Source organism: Streptomyces sp. NPDC047453 (assembly GCF_040643155.1).
In the GTDB taxonomy this organism is placed as follows: domain Bacteria; phylum Actinomycetota; class Actinomycetes; order Streptomycetales; family Streptomycetaceae; genus Streptomyces.
Genome location: NZ_JBEYTS010000015.1, coordinates 1 through 19,704, shown reverse-complemented (window position 1 = coordinate 19,704; position 19,704 = coordinate 1). Strand labels below are relative to the sequence as shown.

Sequence of the window (19,704 nt, the reverse complement as noted above, 5' to 3'; positions counted from 1 at the left end):
TGAGGTCCTCGTCAGAGCGAGTGCTCGGCCAGGCGGTCGAGAAACGCGGCCTGGGCCGTGACGATCACCTCGCGGGCCCGGTCCAGACCGAGCCAGGCCACCCGGTCGAGCTCCGGGAACTCCTGGGTGCGTCCGGACCGCGGCGGCCACTCCATGGTGAACGTGCCCGGGACGATCGCCGCCGGGTCGAGGTCGCCCTCGATCGCCCAGGCGGTGACGGTCTTGCCGTTCGTCTGCCGGACCTCGCCCAGCGGCACGGCCTCCCCGTCCGGCGGCGGCAGCCCCAGCTCCTCCCGGAACTCGCGGCGGGCCGCCTCCCACGCGGGTTCCTCCGGGTCGTACTCGCCCTTCGGCACCGTCCACGCCCCCGCCTCCCGCCGGGCGAAGAAGGGGCCGCCCATGTGTCCGAGGAGCACCTCCAGGCCGTCGCCGAAGCGCCGGTACAGCAGCAGGCCGGCACTGCGCCGGCCCCGCCGGGCGCTCATGGCGCGACCTCCGGGTGCGCGGCCAGCAGCGTCGCGACGCTGTCCGCGTCCTCGGGCCGTTTGTCCTCGCGGTAGCGCACGACCCGGGCGAAGCGGAGGGTCACGCCCGCGGGGTAGCGGGTGGACCGCTGCAGGCCGTCGTAGGCGATCTCGACGACGAGTTCGGGGCGTACGGTCACCACCCAGCCGTCGTCCTCGACGGCGAGCCGGCCCAGCCGCTCGGTCTGCCAGGCCAGCATCGCGTCCGTCATGCCCTTGAACGTCTTGCCGAGCATCGCGAAGCCGCCGTCGGCGGTGCGTGCGCCCAGGTGCAGGTTGGAGAGTTTGCCGGTGCGGCGGCCGTGGCCCCACTCGGCGGCCAGGACCACCAGGTCCAGGGTGTGCACGGGCTTCACCTTGAGCCAGGACGCGCCTCGCCGGCCCGCGCTGTAGCCGGCGTCGAGGGCCTTGACGACCACGCCCTCGTGGCCGCGCCGCAGTGTCTCGGCCAGGAACCGTTCGGCCTCGCCCACGTCGTCCGGTCCGGACACCAGGGTGCGCCTGACCCGCATCGGCTCCGGCACCAGACGGGCCAGCTCGGAGTGGCGCTCGGTCAGCGGCAGGTCGAGCAGGTCGCGGTCGCCGACCGACAGCGCGTCGAAGAAGACGGGGGAGACGGGGACCGCCTCGGCGGCCGTGGCCACGTCGACGCGCGAGCCCACGCGTCCGGCGGTCTCCTGGAACGAGCGCGGCCGCCCGTCCGCCCCGAAGGAGATGACCTCGCCGTCCAGGATGAACCGCTCGCCGTTCAACTCCCTTGCGGCTGCCGTCAGTTCCGGAAGCCGGTCGGTGATGTCGTCCAGGGTGCGGGTGTGCACCCGTACGGTGTCGCCGTCCCGGTGGACCTGGACCCGGATGCCGTCGAGTTTCTCCTCGACGGCGCACGCGCCAAGCCTTTCGACCGCCTCGGCCACGGAGGAGGCGCTGTGCGCCAGCATCGGCAGGACCGGGCGGCCGACGGTGAGCCGGAAGCGCTCCAGCGCCGGCGGGCCGTCCGCGAGCAGGGCCTGGGCCACCGTCTGCAACGATCCGGCCAGCATCACCGCCCGCCGCACGTCCGCCGGTCGCGCGCCCGTCGCCCCGGCCAGCGCCTCGACGGCGATGGCGTCCAGCGCCCCCTGCCGGACCTCGCCGGTGAGCAGCCCCAGCAGGAACCGCTGCTCGTCCTCGGTCGCCGCGCTCATCAACTCGCCGACGATCCGGGAGCGTTCCGCCTGCGATCCGGTGCCGGAGACCTTACCGAGCTCGCTCAGCCGGGCGTCCACCTCGCGCACGGTGAGAGACGCCTCGGCGGCCGGGACGACCCGGCGGCCGAGCACCTTCCAGCCCACCCCGAGCCGCCCCTGCGGCAGCCGGCCCGCCAGATACGGAATGACGACCGGCACATCCTCCGCCCCCGCCTCCCGGAACAACTCCGCAAGCAGAACGATCTTCCGGGACCGAGCCGAGGCAGCAGCAACCTCCCGCGAAACCCGAGCCAACCGCGCGAGCAACATGCAGCCATGGTGCAACGCGGGACGCCGTCCTACACCCGGACATCGCCTTGCACGTGGGCGCCGCCCTGCACCCGGGCGCCCCCTACACCCGGGCCGTGCTCCCCGCCGTCACCGCCGCGTCGAGGTCGGTGAACAGTAGTTCGCCGTTGATCGCGGCGCCGGCGCGGTAGCCGCGGCTGGCTGCGTTGATCACCTGTTCGGCGAAGCCGCTCGCGTTTCCGGCGGACCACAGGCCCGGGACGGTTGTCAGGCCCCGTTCGTCGATCACCGGGAAGGCGCCGAACGGCGTCTCGCGGAGTTCGGCGCCCAGTTGCTGGAGGAGGTCGGTCTGCGGCAGCGCGCGCGGCGCGACGAAGAGCGCCTCGCGGGCGTGCGTCGTGCCGTCGGTGAGGCGGACCCCGGTCAGCCGGTCCGCCTCGACGACGATCCCGGCCACCTCGCCGGGCACCACGTGGACGCCGGCCGCGGCCAGTCGGCGCAGGTCTTCGTCGTTCAGCTCGTCCTCGGCGACCCGGTGCAGGAAGAGCGTCACGTCCTTGGACCACTGGGTCACCATCAGCGCCTGGTGGACGCTCAGCGGGGTCGTGGCGAGCACGCCGAAGGCCTGGTCGCGCACCTCCCAGCCGTGGCAGTACGGGCAGTGCAGGACGTCGCGGCCGAAGCGTTCGGCGAGGCCCGGGACCGCAGGGAGCTCGTCCTTCAGGCCGGTGGCGACGACCATCTGCCGGGCGTGGACCGTGCGCCCGCCGGCCAGCGTCACGTCGAACTCACCGTCGGCGTCCCGGACGGCCTCCACCGCCCGGTCCCGGACCAGTTCGACCCCGTACCGCTCGATCTCCTCGCGGCCGGCGGCGAGGAACCGCTCCGGGGACATACCGTCCCGGGACAGGAAGCCCTGCATGTGCGCGGACGGCGCGTTGCGCGGCTCGCCCGCGTCGACGACCAGCGTGCGCCGCCGGGCCCGGCCGAGGACCAGCGCGGCGGACAGGCCCGCCGCGCCGCCTCCGACGACGACGGCCTCGTACTTCTCGGCCGGCTCGGTCTTCTCACTCTTCTCGGTCATGGTGACCACCTCCACCGAGAAGGTCGCCGGTCCGGTGCCGGACTGACAAACGCATTTGCCGGTTCGGCAACCAGGGCAGCAGTATCGAGGCATGAGCATCGAGGACGTTCTGGCCGACGTGGGCCCCCGGCTGCGCCGGATACGCAAGGAACGGGAGGTCACCCTCGCCGCCCTCGCGGAGGCGACCGGAATCTCCGTCAGTACCCTGTCACGCCTGGAGGCGGGCCTGCGCAAGCCCAGTCTGGAACTGCTGCTGCCAATCGCCCAGGCCCATCGGATGCCGCTGGACGAACTGGTCGGAGCCCCTCCGGTGCGCGATCCGCGGGTCCGGGCCGAGCCGATCGTGCGCGGCGGCCGCACCCACTGGCCGCTGACCCGGCAGCCGGGCGGCCTTCAGGCGTTCAAGGTGCTGGAACCGCGGCGCAGGCTCGAACCGGACCCGCGGACCCACGAGGGCTACGAGTGGCTTTACGTGCTGTCCGGCAGGCTGCGGCTGGTGCTGGGCGGGCACGACGTGGTGCTCACGGCCGGGGAGGCGGCGGAGTTCGACACGCGCGTACCGCACTGGTTCGGGTCGACGGGGGAGGGGCCGGTGGAGTTCCTGAGCCTGTTCGGGCCGCAGGGCGAGCGCATGCACGTACGGGCGCGGCCGGCGCGCGGTGGCGAGGACGGCTGACCGCGGGGTGTTCCCCGACAGGCAAGCGACTGCTTAGTATGCGATCGACCCCGGTCAGACGACGCGACGACGCGGTCCCCCTGGAGGCGGCGCATGCAGGCATGGCGAGTGCACGACAACGGCGAGCCGGGCGAGGTGATGCGGCTGGAGGAGACCGCGCCGCCCGTCCCGGGCGAGGGCCGGATCCTGCTCAAGGTGCGTGCCGCCAACATCAACTTCCCGGACGCGCTGCTGTGCCGCGGCCAGTACCAGGTCAGGCCGCCGCTGCCCTTCACCCCGGGCGTGGAGATCTGCGGCGAGACGGAGGACGGCCGCCGGGTGATCGCCAACCCGGAGCTGCCGCACGGCGGTTTCGCCGAGTACGCGGTCGCCGCCACCGACGCCGTACTGCCCGCCCCCGACGCGCTGGACGACGCCGAGGCGGCCGCCCTGCACATCGGCTACCAGACGGGCTGGTTCGGCCTGCACCGCCGGGCGCGCCTGGAGGCCGGCGAGACCCTGCTGGTCCACGCCGCCGCCGGAGGCGTCGGCAGCGCGGCGGTGCAGCTCGGCAAGGCGGCCGGCGCCCGGGTCATCGGTGTCGCCGGCGGTGCCGGGAAGGCCGCCGTGGCCCGCGAGCTGGGCTGCGACGTGGTGATCGACCGGCACACCGAGGACGTCGTCGCCGCCGTGAAGGAGGCCACCGGCGGCCGGGGCGCGGACGTGGTCTACGACCCGGTCGGCGGCACGGCCTACGCCCAGTCCGCCAAGGCCGTCGCCTTCGAGGGCCGGATCCTCGTCGTCGGCTTCGCCGGCGGGACCATCCCCAGCCCGGCGCTGAACCACGCACTCGTCAAGAACTACTCGATCGTCGGCCTGCACTGGGGCCTGTACAACACCAGGAACCCCGAGCTGGTCCGGCACTGCCACGAGCAGCTCACCGACCTGGCCGCCCGGGGCGCGATCAAGCCGCTGGTGAGCGAGCGGGTGCCGCTGGCCGGGGCCGCGGCCGCCGCCCAGCGGGTGGCCGACGGAGCCACCACCGGCCGCGTCGCCGTGGTGCCCGCCCTCGAGAACGGAGCCGCCGCATGACCGACGCCGACGAACTGCGCCGCCGTACCGGCGAGTTGCTGGCCGCGCACCCGCCGGCCACCACCGGCACGCTCGACTTCCTCAGGGCCCGATTCGACGCCGGGCTCGCCTGGGTGCACTACCCACAAGGCCTCGGCGGGCTCGGCGCCGCCCGCTCCCTCCAGGCCGTCGTGGACGCCGAGTTGGCGGCCGCGGGTGCCCCGGACAACGACCCGCGCCGCATCGGCATCGGCCTCGGCATGGCCGCGCCGACCATCCTGCGCCACGGCACCGACGAGCAGAAGCGGCGCTTCCTCAGGCCGCTGTGGACCGGGGAGGAGGTCTGGTGCCAGCTGTTCAGCGAACCGGGCGCCGGGTCCGACCTGGCCGCCCTCGGCACCCGGGCGGTCCGCGACGGCGACACCTGGGTGGTCGGCGGCCAGAAGGTGTGGACCTCCAGCGCGCACCTCGCCCGCTGGGCCATTCTCATCGCCCGCACCGACCCCGAGCTGCCCAAGCACCAGGGCATCACCTACTTCCTCTGCGACATGACCGACCCCGGCGTCGCGGTGCGACCGCTGCGCCAGATCACCGGAGAGGCCGAGTTCAACGAGGTCTTCCTGACGGGCGTGCGCATCCCCGACGCCCACCGCCTCGGCGACGTCGGCGACGGCTGGCGGGTCGCCCGGACCACGCTCATGAACGAGCGCGTGTCCATCGGCGGCATGCGGCTGCCGCGCGAGGGCGGCGTGATCGGCCCCGTGGCGAGGACCTGGCGCGAGCGCCCGGAGCTGCGCACCCACGACCTGCACCAGCGGCTGCTGAACCTGTGGGTGGAGGCCGAGGTCGCCCGCCTGACCGGCGAGCGGCTGCGCCAGCAACTGGCCGCGGGCCAGCCCGGCCCCGAGGGCTCCGGCATGAAGCTCGCCTTCGCCCGCCTCAACCAGGAGATCAGCGGCCTGGAGGTCGAACTCCGCGGCGAAGAGGGGCTGCTGTACGACGACTGGACCATGCGCCGTCCCGAACTTGTCGACTTCACCGGCCGTGACGCCGGCTACCGCTATCTGCGCGCCAAGGGCAACAGTATCGAGGGCGGGACCAGCGAGGTCCTGCTGAACATCGTCGCCGAGCGCGTCCTCGGACTGCCCGCCGAGCCGCGCACCGACAAGGACGTCGCCTGGAAGGACCTTGCCCGATGAGCGCGATGCACATGACGAGCGCCGAACCCGACCTGCTGTACTCGGAGGAGGAAGAGGCGCTGCGCGCCGCCGTCCGGGACCTGCTCACCGACCACTGCGCCCCGGCGGACGTGATCGCGCGCGCCGAGACGGACGCCCCGCACGACCTCGCGCTGTGGAAGACGCTCGCCGACGGCATGGGCCTGGCCGGTCTGCTGGTGCCCGAGGAGCACGGCGGCCAGGGCGCCTCACACCGCGAAGCGGCCGTAGTCCTGGAGGAGTTGGGCCGCGCGGTGGCTCCCGTCCCGTACCTCACCAGCGCCGTGGTCGCCACCGAGGCGCTGCTGGCCTGCACGGGCGAGGACCGCGTCGGGCTCCTGTCCCGCCTGGCGACCGGTCGTGCGATCGGCGCCCTCGCGGTCGGGCTGCACACCGCGCCGGGCGCCTTCAGGACTGTACGGCTGGAATCCGGGCTGCTGCACGGGGAGTTGACGGGCATCGCGGACGCGGCGGTCGCCGACGTGCTGCTCGTGCCCGCGGAGGACGGCGCGCTCTACGCCGTCGACGCGGACGACGCCACCATCACCCCGCAGGTGTCGCTGGACCTGACCCGGCCGCTCGCGGCCGTCTCCCTCGACGCCGTACGGGGCCGCCGGCTGGGCGACGCCGGGCCCGCCGTGCACCGGGCGCTGCGGGCCGGCGCCGGACTGCTCGTCTCCGAACAACTCGGCCTCGCCGACTGGACGTTGACCGAGACCGTGCGCTACCTGAAGGAGCGCACTCAGTTCAACCGGCCCGTCGGCGGCTTCCAGGCGCTCAAGCACCGGCTCGCCCAGCTGTGGCTGGAGGTCGCCGGCCTCCGCGCCGCCGCCCGGTCCGCGGCCGACGCGCTCGCCAGGGAGGAGGACGCCGACGTGGCGGTCGCCGTCGCCCAGGCCTACGCGGGGCCCGTCGCCGTCCACGCGGCCGAGGAGGCGCTGCAACTGCATGGCGGCATCGGCATGACCTGGGAGCATCCGGTCCACCTGTACCTGAAGCGGGCCAAGGCGGACTCGATCGCGTACGGCACCGCGGGCGCCCACCGCGAGGCGCTGGCCCGGCTGGTCGGCCTCGAAGCGCCCTGACCCCCGGGCCGGGCGTCAGGGGTGCAGGCTGCCGACGATCTGCGCCGTGGCGATCAGGCCCTCGTGAATGGTGGGCGCCATGCTCGTACCCGCAAGGAAGAAGCCGAGCAGGACGCAGACCAGGGCGTGCGAGAACTTCAGCGCGCAGTTGCGCACGAAGATCACCGCAAGGAGCAGAAGCAGCAGCACCACAGAGATGGAAATGGCCATCGTCGTCCTCCTCCGCCACGCCCACTTCGCGGCTTTCGGCCGCAAGTGTGGCGCAGCGGAGGGTCAGGCCGTGCGGGAGACGTGTCCTCCGAACGTGTGGTTCTGCCGCCGTACCGGAACCGCGCCCTGTGTTCCGGAACGTGATGTCCGGTGCGGGGCTCAGGCCTCGATGACACGGGAGCGGATGAGGAAGCGCACTCCCTCGGGTGCCTCCAGGGAGAAACCGCTGCCCCGTCCGGGCACCACGTCGACGATGAGCCGGGTGTGGCTCCACACTTCGTACTGGCTGCGCGACATCCAGAACGGAACCGGCCGGTCCACCCCCTCGACCTCCAGTTCCGCGAGCAGCACGTCCGAACCCCCGGTACGGAACTCGCCGTCCGGGTAGCACATCGGCGCGCTTCCGTCGCAGCAGCCGCCGGACTGGTGGAACATCAGCGGCCCGTGCGCCTCGCTCAGCCGCCGCACCAGGCCGGCCGCCGCGGGGGTGAACTCCACACGGGGGATCTCCTCGTACATCGTCGCCGTCCTTCGCCGCCGCGGAAGAAGAAGCCGGACCCAGGCAAGCAGCACGGAGGTTGCGACAAGGTTGCACGGCACGCGTTCCCGGGGGCCTGCCGTACGACGTCGGGCCGCCGTGCCCCCTCGCGACGCGCGCGTACGGGCGATCACTGAGATCCTGAGCGGGAGAAGCGCTGCCCATGACATGACCGGTGGTGGTGAGCGCGGTGTTCGAATGCGGCGACAACAGTCCCGGGCCGACGGCCGCGGGCCTCGATCCCCTGGGCGACCCGTTCCTGCGAACCCGGTTCGCCGTGCCGGTACCGCCGGCCACGTTCCTGCGTCGGCAGCGCCTGCTCGATCACCTGGACCAGGCACTGGCCACACCACTGACCATGGTCAACGGCGGCGCGGGTGCGGGCAAGACGCTGCTGGTCGCCGACTGGGCCGCCCACCTGGAACGGCCGGTGGCCTGGCTCACCGCGGGCACCACCGACCAGGCACCCGGAGTCTTCTGGGCCTACCTGCTGGAGGCCCTGCGCGCGTGCGGGGCGCACGAGATCCGCGACGTCGGCTGCCCGGCCGAGGCCGGAGTGGTGGACCACGGCCTGCTCGCCCGGCTCGCCGCGCGGCTGAACGGCCGCGACCGGCCCGTGGTCGTCGTCCTCGACGAGTACGACCGGGTGACCGCACCGGAGATCGCCGATCAGCTCGGTTTCGTCCTGCACCACGCCGGACAGGGCATGCACCTGGTCCTCGTCACCCGCACCGAACCGACGCTGCCCCTGCACCGCTACCGCGCGGACGGCACCCTGACCGAGATCAGGGACGCGGAACTGGCCTTCACCCCGGAAGAGGCGGGGACCCTGCTCGAACTGCACGGGCTGCGGCTCGGCCGCGACGCGGCCCGCGCGCTCGTCGAGCGCACCCGGGGCTGGGCGGCGGGCCTGCGGCTGTGCGCCCTGGCCGCGCAGCAGAGCAGCGACCCGGAGACCTACCTCAAGGAGTTCGAGGCCGGACAGAGCACGATCGCCGACTTCCTGCTGGCCGAGGTGCTCAAGAGACAGCCGGCCCCGACCCAGGACCTGCTGCTGCGGGTCAGCGTCCTGGACCGGTTCTGCCCCGACCTGGCCAACGCGCTCGCAGGCCGTCGGGACGCCGAACCCATCCTGGCCGAGCTGCACCGGGCGAACGCGTTCGTGGAGCACCTCGGCCATTCCTGGTACCGCCTCCACCCGCTCTTCGCGGAGATCCTCGCGGCGCACCTGCGGGTGCGGTTCCCCAACCTGGAGACCGAACTGCACCGCAGGGCCGCCGAGTGGCTGCGGCACACCGGGCCGCTGCCCGAGACGCTCGCCCACGGCGCCGCGGCCGGCGACTGGCGGTTCACCGCCCGCGCCCTGGTGGACGACCTCGCGATCGGGGAGTTCTTCACCGGCCTGCGCTCCGGGGACCTGGGCGAGCTGTTCTCGCGGATGACCCCCGAGACCACCGGCCCCGAGGCCGACCTCGTCCGCGCGGCGCGCGAGTTGTCCGACGGCGACCTCGGCCACGCCTTCCCGCACCTGGAACACGCCCGTCGAGAACTGGCCCGCGCCGGTGCCAACATGGCGGCGGCCCGGCTCAGCTTCACCCTCCTGGACATCCTCGCCGCCCGGCTGACCGGCGCCCCGGGCCGGGCCGAACACGCCGCCCGGACGGCGCGGGAGCTGCAACAGGACCTCCCCGCCGAACTCCTGGACAAGCACCCCGAACTCGCCGCCCTGCTGCAGACCCACCTGGGCGCCGCCCGCCTGTGGGCGGGACGCTTCGAGGACGCCAGGGCCGCGCTGTCCGCCGCGGCGGCCGGCTCCGACGGGGCCACGGCGCTGCCCCGGGAGGAGTCCCTGAGCCAGCTCGCGCTCATCGACTACCTGACCGGCTGGCCCACGCGCGCGGAACGCAAGGTCGTGGCGGCACTCGCCGACGCGGAACGGTTCAGCCTGACCGAGCCGACCGGCTCCGGACTCGGCCACCTGGTGCTGGCCGCGCTGGCCGTCGACCGTGACGAACTGGGGGAGGCCCAGGCCCTGCTGGACCGGGCGACGGCCCCGCAGCCGGTGCCGTGGGATCCCGTGGCGGCCGCCGGCCTGGTCATCGCGCGGGCACGGCTCCAACTGGCCCGCGGAGAGGCCGGGGCCGCCCTGGAGACCGCCGATTCGGCCGTCCCCGCCGCCGTGGCCTCACCCTGGGCCGAAGCCCACACCGCGCTCGTCGTCTCCGCGGCCCATCTCGCCGAGGGCCGCCCCGAGCTGGCCGTGAAGGTGCTGGAGGACGCCGTGGGTCACGACGCCGCCTGCACGGTGGCGGCCGCCCGCGCCCACCTCGCCGCCGGTGACCCGGGCACCGCCCTGGACCTGCTCGACGCGCTTCCCGCCGGGCAGCGCAGCGGTCCCGCCGTCACGGTCCGGGCCCTGCTCGTGCGTGCCGAGGCCACCGGCCGGCAGGGCGACCACGCCACCGCGCGCCGGCTGGCGACCCGCGCACTGCTGGAGGCCCGCAACGAGCGGCTGCGGCGCCCCTTCCACGAGGCCGGACCGTGGTTGCGCCGCCTGCTGGACACGGACGCGTTCCCCCGGCCGCCGGCCCGCCCGGGTCCCCCGCCCGGGACCGAGCCGGGGACGGGCCGCCCGCCCGCCCTGGTCGTCGACCGGCTCAGCGGCCGCGAGCGGGACGTGCTCCAGCGGCTCGCGCTGATGATGACGACCGAGGAGATCGCCGCGGACCTGTTCGTGTCGGTCAACACCGTCAAGACCCACCTCAAGAGCGTGTACCGCAAGCTCGGCGTCAACCGGCGCAACGAAGCGGTGCACCGGGCCCGCGACCTGCGCCTGCTGTGAACCGCCTGCGACGGGCCCACACCGACTACACCGGCGGGGTGTACGGGTCCATGCTCGCCGCCTCCGTGGTGGTCGGCGCCGGGGTACCGGAATACTTCCCGCGGCTGCAACTGGCACTGTTGCTGGTGCTCACCGGCCTGGTGTTCTGGCTCGGGCACGTGCACGCCCAGCTGTTCGGTGCCCGCCTGGCCCAGCGCCACCCGGATCGCGGCACCGTCCTGCACGTGTGCCGCGACGAGTGGCCGATCGCCGAGGCGGCCCTGCCGCCCGCCCTCGCGCTGACCGTCAGCCCGCTGTTCGGCCTGGACCTGTCGGGCATGCCGATCCGCTAGTGCTGCGAGCGGAAAGGTTCGCCGGCTCGCGACGCCCGGCACGGCACTCCCTCAGCCTTCGGCCGGGGGTACCCCCACGCCGCGTTGTCGCATCACCCGAGTACATCCAGTACGCGGGCGACGCTCCGCCTTGCGATGCTCCCCCACAGCCTGAACGGCGTGGGAGGTACCCCCAGCACCGGACGCCGCGAGCTTCCCGGCAAACCTTTCCGGCCACAGCACTAGCGCTCGCCGTGGCCGTGGCCGGCCAGGTGGGCTGGTCGGCGGCCGCGGCGCGCCGGGCCGGCGCCTCGTGGGGCCTGGTCGCGGGCACGGCAGCGGTCAACCTGGTGATCGGGCTGCTGATCCTCGTGTTCAAGGTCGTCCTCACCCACTGACACGGGAGGCACGCACCTGCCGTATCACCTGCGCCGGGTGAGGCCCGGGCGGCCCGGCCGGGCGGACCCTCGGACAGGGGGCGTGGTACGCCCGTCCCCAGGCCACCGTGGGAGCGGCTGATGCGCTACGAGATCCGCGTCGACGGGCATATGTCGGAGACGCTGACCAAGGCATTCCCGGAGCTGGACCACGTGGTGATGTCCGGTCAGACCGTCCTGTTCGGACCCGTCGTGGACGAGGCGCACCTGTACGGGCTGCTGGCCCGCTGCCAGTCACTGGGCCTGCGGGTCCTGGAGATGCGCCGCGTCCCGGAGTGAGCTACCCGGGCGGCCGGTCGCGGTGCTGCTGGCGCAGACCCGTCTGGATCGCACCCGTCAGCACCCGTGCCGCGACACCCACGAGCAGCAGCCCGCCGGTCATCTGGAGCATGGCCAGCACCCGCCCCGTCTGCGACCGCGCCGTGATGTCGCCGTACCCGACGGTGGTGAACGTGGTCAGCGCGAAGTACAGGGCGTCCGTCCTGGTCAGCGGCTCGGTGAAGGAGCTGGGGTCGGAGTGGTCCAGGAGGTAGTAGGCGCCGGCGAACAGCAGCAGGAAGAGCGGAAGCGTGATCGCCAGCGCCTCCACGGCCTTCAGCCGGGGGTACGGCGAGCGGGCGATGGACCACACCTCCCACGCGAAGAACAGCGCGACACCGAACAGCCCCAGCCCGAGCAGGATCACCGTGGTGGCCGAGGCCCGGCCGTCCATCGGCAGCAGGTAGTACGCCGTCACCAGACCGGCCGTGACGAGCACCGAGCGAGCGAGCACCAGGACGGCCGCCGACCGGGGCACATGCTGCTCCCGGTCCCGCCGCGGTGGGCGCCTCCCCGCGGTGTCCGGGGTGCGAGGAGCTGCCGAGTCGCTCATCTCGTGTCCCTCCGGTTCCGCTGTCCGGGAAACGCGCGCACAGGTCCGCATCCAGATCAACGCGGCAGCGCGGGGGACGGATCACCCCCCATGGGTGACCCGTGGGACACCGACCCGCGGGACGCTGGCGTACGGGTCCCCGCACACCGTCCCGTCGGCGGTCCGGCAGCGACCTGCAACCGATCCCCGCGAGGAGGAGCCATGACCGTGTCGCGTGGTTCGGCATCGCATGCCGGAACGGAACACAGGCCCGGCGGGACGGGCCCCCACCCGGCGGGCGACCCCGCCGACATGCTGGCGGGCCTCGGCAGTTCGTGGTCCTGGCTCCTGGGCTCGGCGCTGGCGACGCTGGTGCCGGGGATCATCGTGCTCGCCTGGCCGAACGAGACCCTGCACGTCCTGGCTATCGTGATCGGGCTGTACCTGCTCGTGACCGGCGCGTTCCGGTTCGTCGCCGCGTTCTCCCGGGAGGAGCACGGCGAGCGCCTGCCGCGGCTGCTGGTCGCGGTGCTGTTCGTCCTCGCCGGGGTGCTGTGCCTGAGGCACCCGCTGCAGACGATCGCCGCGCTCTCGCTGATCGTCGGGATCGTCTGGCTGCTGTCCGGCATGCTCACCGCCTACACGGCGCTCGCCTTCCGGAGCCTGCCCCACCGCGGCGTGCTCCTCGGCGCGGCGGCGCTCGGCATCGTCGCGGGCATCGTGGTGCTGGCGCTGCCCACGCAGTCGGCCCTGGTGCTGACCCGGCTGCTCGGCCTGTGGCTCGTGCTGCTCGGCCTGGTCGAGCTGGGCGTCGCCTTCGCCTGGCGGTCGGCGCTGCGCAGGGCCGCCACGGGGACCCCGTCGGGGCCCGCGGCCATGGTCTGAGCCCCCTGAGCCCCCCTCGTAGTCCGCCCGCCGCGCCGGTCCGGGGGAGCACGCCCGCCGTCCAGCCCTCGGCCGTCCAGCCCCCGTCCGGGCGGTCCCCGTACGAGCGGTTCACACCGTGCGCACGCCGTGTGGCGCGCTGCCCCGCACACGACGACCAAGGAGGATCCATGGCCCCCGCCGACGCCCCCGTCCCGCCGGCCCGGGGGAGCGCAGGGGAGCCCCGGCGCTCCCTGACCCCCGCGGAGTACGCCGAGTACGAACGGCTCCGCCGGACCGCCGCGGTCAAGCAACGGAGGCTGCGCCGGGCGGGCGCCACGGTCCTGCTGGTGGTGACGCTGGTGTTCGCCCCCCTGGCCATCGTCGCGGCCTGGGTGCACGACACGGTCGCCGACACGGACCGCTACGTCCAGACCGTCACACCCCTGGCCCGCGAACCGGCCGTGCAGAACGCCGTGACCGACCGGCTGACCAAGCGAGTCGTCGACAACATCGACGTGAACGCGGTGACCGCGGCGCTGACCGACGCCCTCAGGAAGTCCGGGGCCTCGCCGCGCGTCGTCGAAAGCTCCACCGTGCTGACCGGCCCGCTGCGCAGTGCCGTCACCGACGTGGTGCACCGTGTCGTCAAGCGCGTCATCACCAGCGACGTCTTCGAAGAGGTCTGGGTGACCGCCAACAGGCGGGCGCAGATGGCGCTGATGAACGTCCTCACCGGAAATCAGAAGGGCGCCGTACGGGCCCAGGGCGACACCATGCAACTGGACATCGGGGTCGTCGTCGACCAGGTCAAGCACGAGCTGGAGCGCGCCGGCTTCCGGAAGGCCTCGGTCATACCCGCACCCGACCGTTCGATCACGCTGTTCAGGACCGAGAAGCTGAGCAAGGCCCAGGACGCCATGCGGCTGCTCGACATCGTCGGCGTCTGGCTGCCCGTGGTGACCATCGTGCTCGCCGCGCTGACCGTGTGGACGGCTCCGTCGCACCGGCTGATGTTGCAGGTCACGGCCATCGGCGTGGGCGCGATGATGATCGTCCTGCTCATCGCCCTGGCCGTGGCCCGCCGGGTCTACCTCGGTTCCGTCCCGCCGACCACACTGCCCCCGGACGCCGCCGCGGTCATCTACGACACCCTGGTGCGGTTCCTCCGCGACAGCGCGCGCACCCTCCTGGTCGTCGCCGTGATCACGGCGCTGGCCGCCTACCTGTACGGCCCGGGACGCGCGGCTGGCGGGGTGCGGACGCTGGCCCGGCGGAGCACCGGCGCAGCCGGCGAGGCACTCGGCCGTGCCGGAGTGCACACCGGCACGGCCGGACACTGGCTGGACGCCCACCGGAAGTGGACCACCGGCGTCGTCATCGCGGCCGGCGCGCTCGCCCTGGTGCTCTGGAACCACCCCACGGTCGCGGTCGTCGCACTCGTCCTGTGCGTCGTCCTCGCCGTCCTGATCCTCCTGGCCGTCCTCGCCTCGGCCACGGGTCCCGCCGACTCCGCGGGATCCGGCGGCGTACGCCCCGCGACGTCCTGAGCCCCCGAGCCCCAGGGCCGCGCGGCGAGGCACCACGGCGGCGCCGCACGGTCACCCGCATCGGGTGAGGCGCCCGGGCCTTGCCGTGCGCACGCTGACAGGGGGCAGACAGCGTGCCCGGGCACAGGCCCGGGACGGAGAAGAGAAATGAGCACGCAGATGAACGTCGCGTACGACTACCCGCTGCTGAGCGCCTTCTGGACAATGCTCTGGTTCTTCCTGTGGATCATGTGGTTCGTCCTGCTCTTCCGGGTCATCCTCGACATCTTCCGCGACGACGGCCTGAACGGCTGGGCCAAGGCCGGGTGGCTGGTGTTCTGCATCGTGCTGCCGTTCCTCGGCGTCCTCGTCTACGTCATCGCCCGCGGCAAGAGCATGGGCCGCCGGGAGATCGCACAGGCGCGTGAGCAGCAGGAGGCCTTCAACGCCTACATCCGGCAGACCGCGGCAGGCGGCGGGGGCGGGTCCAAGGTCGACGAACTCGCCCGGCTGTCCGACCTGCGCGCCCGTGGAGACATCACCGACGAGGAGTTCGCCCGGGCCAAGGAGATGATCCTGACCAGCGGCGTCCCCGAGGGGCGCGCCACCTCCGTGACCTCCACCCCCGAGAGCCCCGACAGCTCCGTCAGCTCCACTCCCGGCCGTCGATGAACACGCCGGACGAGACGAAACGAGGGAGAAGATGACCGCGACCCACACCGCACGGCCGCATCCGGCGAAGCAGGCATGGGCCACCGGCCTGACGGCCTTCGCCGCCGTCATGCTGATGATCGCCGGAGTGCTCGACATCTTCCGCGGGATCATGGGCATCGCCCAGGACGACGTCTTCGTCACCACGCGCAACTACGTCTTCCAGTACGACCTCACCGGCTGGGGCTGGATCCACCTCGTCCTCGGGGTGCTCGCCGTGATCGTCAGCATCGGGCTGTTCCAGACGGCGATGTGGGCGCGCGTGGCCGGTGTGACGATCGCCGGGCTGATCATCCTCGCCAACTTCCTGTCCCTGCCGTACTACCCGGTCTGGGCGGTCGTGATGATCGCGTTCTCCGGGTTCATCATCTGGGCCCTGTGCGTGCTGCGGCCCGAGGAGTCCCCGGCCGCTCCCACCACCGCCGCGTCCTCCACACCCTCCACCTCCTCCACCACCGGAACCGCCCCGCCCCGCAACCCGTGAGGGGCCGGGCGAGCCGACCGGCGCGGCTCGGGCGAGCACATCGCCCGGGCCGCGCCGACGCGCGCCGGGAGACGCTGGGCCCGCCAGCGCCCCGGAGCAGCGGGGGAGGGCTTCGGCAGGCGATCGTGTCGGGAGCGGTCGTACGCTGGGCGGAGGGTGTGCCTCACCCCTGCCGGATGTGTCCGCCGCGAGCCCGAGGAGGTGAACGGGATGAGTCCCTGCAGCAGTAGTCCCAGCTCCCATTCCGTCGCACCCGAGGCGTCCGGCGGGCACCGTACCGCCGCCTGACGGCCTGCCTCGACTCGAGGTGCCGCGCGGCGATCGTGGTCGCCGCCGGTGCGCTGAGGGTGCCGATCAGGCGGAGGTGCCTCATGACGATCACCATCACGCTGCCCCGGCTCTCTGTGCCCGCCGTGACCGAGCGCGGTCTGCGGCTTCTGCTGCCGGCCGCCGAACCGGCGCTCCTCGCCCTGGCCGACCTCTGCGGTGTCGGAACGGCGGTACGCCTGCTGGGGGTCGGCATCAAGCTCGTCCGGTCGCCCACGCAGGACTGATCCGGCCCGGGAGGGGGCCGACCAGCCGTACGCTGCCGGTCGCTCCGCTCCCGGGATGCGGCGCCCATACCGGCGCGTAGCGTGGAAAGGGCGATGCAGGAACCTCAAGAGACCAGGCGGGAGGGATTCTCGTGGGTACAGCACCGGAGACCCTGCAGAAGGTCGAACTGACGGAGGAACAGGAACGCGCCAGTGAGCGTCAGTGGTTCCTCGACGCCGACACCGGGGAGCTGAGGCCGGAGGAGGATTCCGACCGCGACGAGCAGACCGGGCCCGGCCCGGTTCGCGTGGCTCGCTGGACCTTCGATTGACCGCTTTGCCCGAGGACCGCGTCTGGGCGCGCCACCACCGGCGTACGGGAGCGGTGCTGATCGTCGGCGCGGGAGCGGTCGGCGGATTCCTCGCCGAGGAACTCGCCCGGATCGGATTCAGCCCGCTCCGGCTGGTCGACCCCGACACCCTCGCGGTGGAGAACCTGATCCGCCACCCGCTCGGTGCCCCCGCCCTGGACCGGCCCAAAGCCCTGGCACTGGCTGCGAAGATCCGTCGCGACTTCCCCTCCTGCGACGCCACCGGCCATCACGCGGACTTCCTCGCGTTGCCCGCGGACGAGCAGCGGTCGCTGGTGGGCGGCGCGGACGTGGTGGTGGCGGCGACCGACTCCGCCGTGTGCCAGCGCCACGTCAACCGCGTGGCCCTCGCGGTCGGCAGGCCCGCGGTGTATCCGGCGGTCTGGGTGGACCCCAGGATCCGTGACGCCGAGGTCGGCGAGATCCTGTGGGTGCTCCCCGGCAGGCGTACACCCTGTTACGAGTGCGCGGTGGCCTTCCGGCAGGGGACCGCCGACACCCAGGCGGCCCGCGGTGCCCGGGTGGACATCCAGCTCGTCGCCCTGGCCACGGCCCAGGTCGTGACCGCGCTGGCACACCCCGACGACGACCGCTCGGCGATCCTCGATCATCAGCGCACCGCCATCTACCTGCACGGACTGACGCCCACCTCGCCCGGTGTCCGGGCCACCTTCCCCACCATGGGGCTGAGCAGCCGGAACGTCCGGGTCCCCTTCCCGTCCCGGCCCTGCGCCGCCTGCCACGGCTGGCGCCATGTGGCCTCCTCCCCGGCATTGGCCGCCGAGGGAACGGGCGGGCGGCCCGGCGAGGACGGCGGACGCGGCTGGCCCGTCTTCGCCGCCGTCGTGCTGTGCATCGTGGTCCTGTTCATCGTCTCGGTCGTCCACGGCAAGCCCATGTAGGGCCGGCGACGCCGGGAGTGCGCGTGTCGGCCCTTTATGGCTGCTCGGCGGCAGGCCCGGGACCGGGGGGCGGTTCGAGTCCGGTCACCGCGTACTCGATCCGGACGTCGTCGGCCAGTTTCAGCGCACCCAGGAACGCGCTGTACGGCTTGATCCCCCAGGTGGACTGGGTGACGGTGGCCCAGCCGCACACCATTCCGTCCCCGTCGCCGCCCCCGTGCACGGTCACCGGATGGCTCCGGCCCTTGATCGTGAGGTCTCCCGTGATCTCGAAGGACTCCGGCGTTCCCGTGACGCTCGTGGAGCGGAAGGCGATGACGGGGTGCTGCGCGGTGTGCAGCAGGCCCTCGCCCTCCAGCAGTCGTTTGATCTCCGCCTTGTCGGCGTCGGTGAGGGGCTTGAGCCCTCCCGTCCCCTCCCGGACCGTCAACGATCCCGCCTCGACCGTCACGGTCACCGACGACTTCCCGGGATCACCCGTGACGACCACCGCCTCCCCGGACCACCGGGTGGCTTCGAGCGTGAGATCGTGCCCTGCCTTCCGCCCGAGCCCCGCGCGGCTGGTCCTGATCAGCAGCCGACCGGACGGCGATCCGAACCCGTACGTTCCCTCGCTCAGCACCACAATTCCGACTGTAGACGACGAGCCAGGGGTACTCGGTCGGCCAGTGGACAGATGCGACGCCGAGGAGCATCGGTGACCGGGAAGCAGGCCGTGGACCGGCTGGACAGTGCCGTCTACACGGTTCCGACCGACGGGCCCGAAGCGGACGGGACGTTCGCCTGGGACAGCACCACCCTCGTCCTCGCCACCGTCCGCTGCGGCGACGTCACCGGGCTCGGCTACACCTACGCCCCCGCGGCGACAGCGCGCGTCGTCGACGACCTGCTCGCCGACGTGGTCACCGGCACCAGCATCTTCGACGTGCCGTACCTGAACGAGGCCATGCAACGCGCCGTACGCAACGCCGGTCTGCCCGGCATCGCGGCACAGGCCGTCTCCGCCGTCGACATCGCCCTGTGGGACGCCAAGGCCCGGATGCTCGGCCTCCCCCTCGTCCAGCTCATCGGCGCGACGCGCGAGGACGTACCCGTGTACGGCAGCGGAGGCTTCACCACCTATGACGACCCTCGGCAGGACCGGCAACTACGGGGCTGGGTCGAGGAGGAGGGCATTCCCCGCGTCAAGATCAAGATCGGGGAGTCCTGGGGACAGCGCGAAAGCCGTGACCGGCGGCGTGTGGCGCGGGCCCGCGCCGGCATCGGCGATGCGGCCGACCTGTACGTGGATGCCAACGGCGGCTACAGCGCCAAGCAAGCCGTGCGGGTGGCCGCCGCGCTCGCCGACGAGGGAGTGACGTGGTTCGAGGAACCCGTCTCCTCCGACCACCTCGACACGCTCGCCGCCCTGCGCGGTCGGATCACTCCCGAGGTCACGGCGGGGGAGTACGGCTACGCGCTCCCGTACTTCGCCCACATGCTGGCCGCCGGTGCCGTCGACTGTCTCCAGGCCGATGTGACCCGATGCGGCGGCGTCACCGTCTGGCTACGCGTCGCCGCCCTCGCCCAGGCCCACGGCCTGGACATCTCCGGCCACTGCGCACCGCACGCCCACGCCCATGTCGCCGCCGCCGTCCCCAACCTGCGGCACCTGGAGTGGTTCCACGACCACGTTCGTATCGAACGGCTCCTCTTCGACGGCGTGCTGGACCCCGCGGGAGGTGCCCTTACGGTCGGCCGTGGCGGAGAGCCCGGCCTGGGACTGGCCCTCAACGCCGAGCGAGCGCGCCCGTTCCGCGTGCACTGACCTCGCCGGCAGACCGATGGCGACGAGCGCGACGACGATCCGGATCAGCGGCTCAGGGGTGACGCGGGCCGGCCCGCTACGCGGCCTTCACCCGGGCGAGGACGTCGTCTCACCCCGCTCCTGTGTCGGCTCCGGCCGTGGTGCTCGCGGGTTCGGCGGGGCCGGGTTCGACGAAGCTGTACGGCGGCAGGGGGCCGTTGACGC

At 73.1% G+C, this 19,704-nt stretch carries 22 protein-coding genes and 2 pseudogenes; 16 read left to right on the top strand and 8 right to left on the bottom strand.

What is annotated here, in order from left to right:
• Positions 1-11: 11 nt before the first annotated feature.
• From ABZ818_RS16135 to ABZ818_RS16125, 3 genes are all read right to left on the bottom strand, one after another.
• Positions 12-485, bottom strand: a complete 474-nt coding sequence (locus tag ABZ818_RS16135) for an NUDIX domain-containing protein (RefSeq protein WP_361414662.1) — start codon at positions 483-485, stop codon at positions 12-14.
• On the bottom strand, positions 482-2,020 hold the full coding sequence (locus ABZ818_RS16130; RefSeq protein WP_361414660.1) for an ATP-dependent DNA ligase: 1,539 nt from the start codon (positions 2,018-2,020) through the stop codon (positions 482-484). The genes ABZ818_RS16135 and ABZ818_RS16130 overlap by 4 nt, the downstream gene beginning before the upstream one ends.
• Before the next feature lie 82 nt (positions 2,021-2,102).
• Positions 2,103-3,083 (bottom strand): NAD(P)/FAD-dependent oxidoreductase, encoded by a 981-nt coding sequence (locus ABZ818_RS16125; RefSeq protein ID WP_361414658.1) that lies wholly within the window; start codon positions 3,081-3,083, stop codon positions 2,103-2,105.
• Positions 3,084-3,174: 91 nt separating this feature from the next.
• On the opposite strand from ABZ818_RS16125, the gene ABZ818_RS16120 reads away from it, so the two are divergent.
• From ABZ818_RS16120 to ABZ818_RS16105, 4 genes are all read left to right on the top strand, one after another.
• Entirely contained in the window at positions 3,175-3,759 is a 585-nt protein-coding gene (locus ABZ818_RS16120; protein WP_361414656.1) for an XRE family transcriptional regulator, read from the top strand.
• A gap of 93 nt (positions 3,760-3,852) precedes the next feature.
• A complete protein-coding gene (locus ABZ818_RS16115) occupies positions 3,853-4,830 on the top strand; it encodes an NADPH:quinone oxidoreductase family protein (protein WP_361414654.1) in 978 nt (325 codons plus the stop codon).
• On the top strand, positions 4,827-6,008 hold the full coding sequence (locus tag ABZ818_RS16110; protein ID WP_361414652.1) for an acyl-CoA dehydrogenase family protein: 1,182 nt from the start codon (positions 4,827-4,829) through the stop codon (positions 6,006-6,008). Before ABZ818_RS16115 ends, ABZ818_RS16110 begins: the two co-directional genes overlap by 4 nt.
• Positions 6,009-6,013: 5 nt before the next feature.
• Positions 6,014-7,111: an acyl-CoA dehydrogenase family protein gene (locus tag ABZ818_RS16105; RefSeq protein WP_361414903.1), complete on the top strand. Its 1,098-nt coding sequence runs from the start codon at positions 6,014-6,016 to the stop codon at positions 7,109-7,111.
• 15 nt (positions 7,112-7,126) lie between these two features.
• On the opposite strand, the gene ABZ818_RS16100 is transcribed toward ABZ818_RS16105, so the two are convergent.
• Together ABZ818_RS16100 and ABZ818_RS16095 are read right to left on the bottom strand one after the other, a co-directional pair.
• The gene (locus ABZ818_RS16100; RefSeq protein ID WP_361414650.1) at positions 7,127-7,321 is read right to left on the bottom strand and encodes a hypothetical protein; all 195 of its coding nucleotides are present in this window, start codon (positions 7,319-7,321) and stop codon (positions 7,127-7,129) included.
• A gap of 159 nt (positions 7,322-7,480) precedes the next feature.
• Positions 7,481-7,840, bottom strand: a complete 360-nt coding sequence (locus tag ABZ818_RS16095) for a DUF779 domain-containing protein (RefSeq protein ID WP_361414648.1) — start codon at positions 7,838-7,840, stop codon at positions 7,481-7,483.
• Between the two features lie 200 nt (positions 7,841-8,040).
• Here ABZ818_RS16095 and ABZ818_RS16090 point away from each other — a divergent pair, with 200 nt between their 5' ends.
• The 4 genes and pseudogenes from ABZ818_RS16090 (at position 8,041) to ABZ818_RS16075 (ending at position 11,728) form a co-directional block, all read left to right on the top strand.
• Complete coding sequence (locus ABZ818_RS16090; RefSeq protein ID WP_361414646.1) at positions 8,041-10,701, top strand: LuxR C-terminal-related transcriptional regulator; 2,661 nt, start codon at positions 8,041-8,043, stop codon at positions 10,699-10,701.
• A gap of 5 nt (positions 10,702-10,706) precedes the next feature.
• A pseudogene (locus tag ABZ818_RS16085) lies at positions 10,707-11,018 on the top strand (hypothetical protein); the annotation flags it as partial.
• A 254-nt stretch (positions 11,019-11,272) separates the two neighbouring features.
• Entirely contained in the window at positions 11,273-11,410 is a 138-nt protein-coding gene (locus ABZ818_RS16080; RefSeq protein WP_361414915.1) for a hypothetical protein, read from the top strand.
• A 120-nt stretch (positions 11,411-11,530) separates the two neighbouring features.
• Positions 11,531-11,728, top strand: coding sequence for a hypothetical protein (locus ABZ818_RS16075; protein ID WP_361414644.1), 198 nt, complete (start codon positions 11,531-11,533; stop codon positions 11,726-11,728).
• A 1-nt stretch (position 11,729) separates the two neighbouring features.
• On the opposite strand, the gene ABZ818_RS16070 is transcribed toward ABZ818_RS16075, so the two are convergent.
• On the bottom strand, positions 11,730-12,320 hold the full coding sequence (locus ABZ818_RS16070) for an ion channel (protein ID WP_361414642.1): 591 nt from the start codon (positions 12,318-12,320) through the stop codon (positions 11,730-11,732).
• A gap of 201 nt (positions 12,321-12,521) precedes the next feature.
• Here ABZ818_RS16070 and ABZ818_RS16065 point away from each other — a divergent pair, with 201 nt between their 5' ends.
• From ABZ818_RS16065 to ABZ818_RS16035, 7 genes are all read left to right on the top strand, one after another.
• Positions 12,522-13,184 (top strand): HdeD family acid-resistance protein, encoded by a 663-nt coding sequence (locus ABZ818_RS16065; RefSeq protein ID WP_361414640.1) that lies wholly within the window; start codon positions 12,522-12,524, stop codon positions 13,182-13,184.
• A gap of 170 nt (positions 13,185-13,354) precedes the next feature.
• Positions 13,355-14,713, top strand: a complete 1,359-nt coding sequence (locus ABZ818_RS16060; protein ID WP_361414638.1) for a hypothetical protein — start codon at positions 13,355-13,357, stop codon at positions 14,711-14,713.
• A 147-nt stretch (positions 14,714-14,860) separates the two neighbouring features.
• Positions 14,861-15,364 (top strand): SHOCT domain-containing protein, encoded by a 504-nt coding sequence (locus ABZ818_RS16055; RefSeq protein WP_361414636.1) that lies wholly within the window; start codon positions 14,861-14,863, stop codon positions 15,362-15,364.
• Positions 15,365-15,395: 31 nt separating this feature from the next.
• Complete coding sequence (locus ABZ818_RS16050; protein ID WP_361414634.1) at positions 15,396-15,887, top strand: hypothetical protein; 492 nt, start codon at positions 15,396-15,398, stop codon at positions 15,885-15,887.
• A gap of 371 nt (positions 15,888-16,258) precedes the next feature.
• Entirely contained in the window at positions 16,259-16,441 is a 183-nt protein-coding gene (locus tag ABZ818_RS16045) for a GNAT family acetyltransferase (protein WP_361414632.1), read from the top strand.
• Between the two features lie 131 nt (positions 16,442-16,572).
• Positions 16,573-16,752, top strand: coding sequence for a hypothetical protein (locus tag ABZ818_RS16040; protein WP_361414630.1), 180 nt, complete (start codon positions 16,573-16,575; stop codon positions 16,750-16,752).
• Positions 16,753-16,757: 5 nt separating this feature from the next.
• Positions 16,758-17,693, top strand: a complete 936-nt coding sequence (locus ABZ818_RS16035; protein ID WP_361414628.1) for a ThiF family adenylyltransferase — start codon at positions 16,758-16,760, stop codon at positions 17,691-17,693.
• A gap of 34 nt (positions 17,694-17,727) precedes the next feature.
• Here ABZ818_RS16035 and ABZ818_RS16030 read toward each other — a convergent pair whose 3' ends face one another.
• Positions 17,728-18,318: a YceI family protein gene (locus ABZ818_RS16030; RefSeq protein ID WP_361414626.1), complete on the bottom strand. Its 591-nt coding sequence runs from the start codon at positions 18,316-18,318 to the stop codon at positions 17,728-17,730.
• Positions 18,319-18,390: 72 nt separating this feature from the next.
• On the opposite strand from ABZ818_RS16030, the gene ABZ818_RS16025 reads away from it, so the two are divergent.
• Positions 18,391-19,500: an enolase C-terminal domain-like protein gene (locus ABZ818_RS16025; protein ID WP_361414624.1), complete on the top strand. Its 1,110-nt coding sequence runs from the start codon at positions 18,391-18,393 to the stop codon at positions 19,498-19,500.
• 109 nt (positions 19,501-19,609) lie between these two features.
• Here ABZ818_RS16025 and ABZ818_RS16020 read toward each other — a convergent pair.
• A pseudogene (locus ABZ818_RS16020) lies at positions 19,610-19,704 on the bottom strand (gas vesicle protein); the annotation flags it as partial.

What these genes read in the sequence shown, in the direction of transcription:
- ABZ818_RS16135 (WP_361414662.1), bottom strand. Translation starts at nt 485, where the DNA reads ATGAGCGCCCGGCGGGGCCGGCGCAGTGCCGGCCTGCTGCTGTACCGG.
- ABZ818_RS16130 (WP_361414660.1), bottom strand. Translation starts at nt 2,020, where the DNA reads ATGTTGCTCGCGCGGTTGGCTCGGGTTTCGCGGGAGGTTGCTGCTGCC.
- ABZ818_RS16125 (WP_361414658.1), bottom strand. Translation starts at nt 3,083, where the DNA reads ATGACCGAGAAGAGTGAGAAGACCGAGCCGGCCGAGAAGTACGAGGCC.
- ABZ818_RS16120 (WP_361414656.1), top strand. Translation starts at nt 3,175, where the DNA reads ATGAGCATCGAGGACGTTCTGGCCGACGTGGGCCCCCGGCTGCGCCGG.
- ABZ818_RS16115 (WP_361414654.1), top strand. Translation starts at nt 3,853, where the DNA reads ATGCAGGCATGGCGAGTGCACGACAACGGCGAGCCGGGCGAGGTGATG.
- ABZ818_RS16110 (WP_361414652.1), top strand. Translation starts at nt 4,827, where the DNA reads ATGACCGACGCCGACGAACTGCGCCGCCGTACCGGCGAGTTGCTGGCC.
- ABZ818_RS16105 (WP_361414903.1), top strand. Translation starts at nt 6,014, where the DNA reads ATGCACATGACGAGCGCCGAACCCGACCTGCTGTACTCGGAGGAGGAA.
- ABZ818_RS16100 (WP_361414650.1), bottom strand. Translation starts at nt 7,321, where the DNA reads ATGGCCATTTCCATCTCTGTGGTGCTGCTGCTTCTGCTCCTTGCGGTG.
- ABZ818_RS16095 (WP_361414648.1), bottom strand. Translation starts at nt 7,840, where the DNA reads ATGTACGAGGAGATCCCCCGTGTGGAGTTCACCCCCGCGGCGGCCGGC.
- ABZ818_RS16075 (WP_361414644.1), top strand. Translation starts at nt 11,531, where the DNA reads ATGCGCTACGAGATCCGCGTCGACGGGCATATGTCGGAGACGCTGACC.
- ABZ818_RS16070 (WP_361414642.1), bottom strand. Translation starts at nt 12,320, where the DNA reads ATGAGCGACTCGGCAGCTCCTCGCACCCCGGACACCGCGGGGAGGCGC.
- ABZ818_RS16065 (WP_361414640.1), top strand. Translation starts at nt 12,522, where the DNA reads ATGACCGTGTCGCGTGGTTCGGCATCGCATGCCGGAACGGAACACAGG.
- ABZ818_RS16060 (WP_361414638.1), top strand. Translation starts at nt 13,355, where the DNA reads ATGGCCCCCGCCGACGCCCCCGTCCCGCCGGCCCGGGGGAGCGCAGGG.
- ABZ818_RS16055 (WP_361414636.1), top strand. Translation starts at nt 14,861, where the DNA reads ATGAGCACGCAGATGAACGTCGCGTACGACTACCCGCTGCTGAGCGCC.
- ABZ818_RS16050 (WP_361414634.1), top strand. Translation starts at nt 15,396, where the DNA reads ATGACCGCGACCCACACCGCACGGCCGCATCCGGCGAAGCAGGCATGG.
- ABZ818_RS16045 (WP_361414632.1), top strand. Translation starts at nt 16,259, where the DNA reads ATGACGATCACCATCACGCTGCCCCGGCTCTCTGTGCCCGCCGTGACC.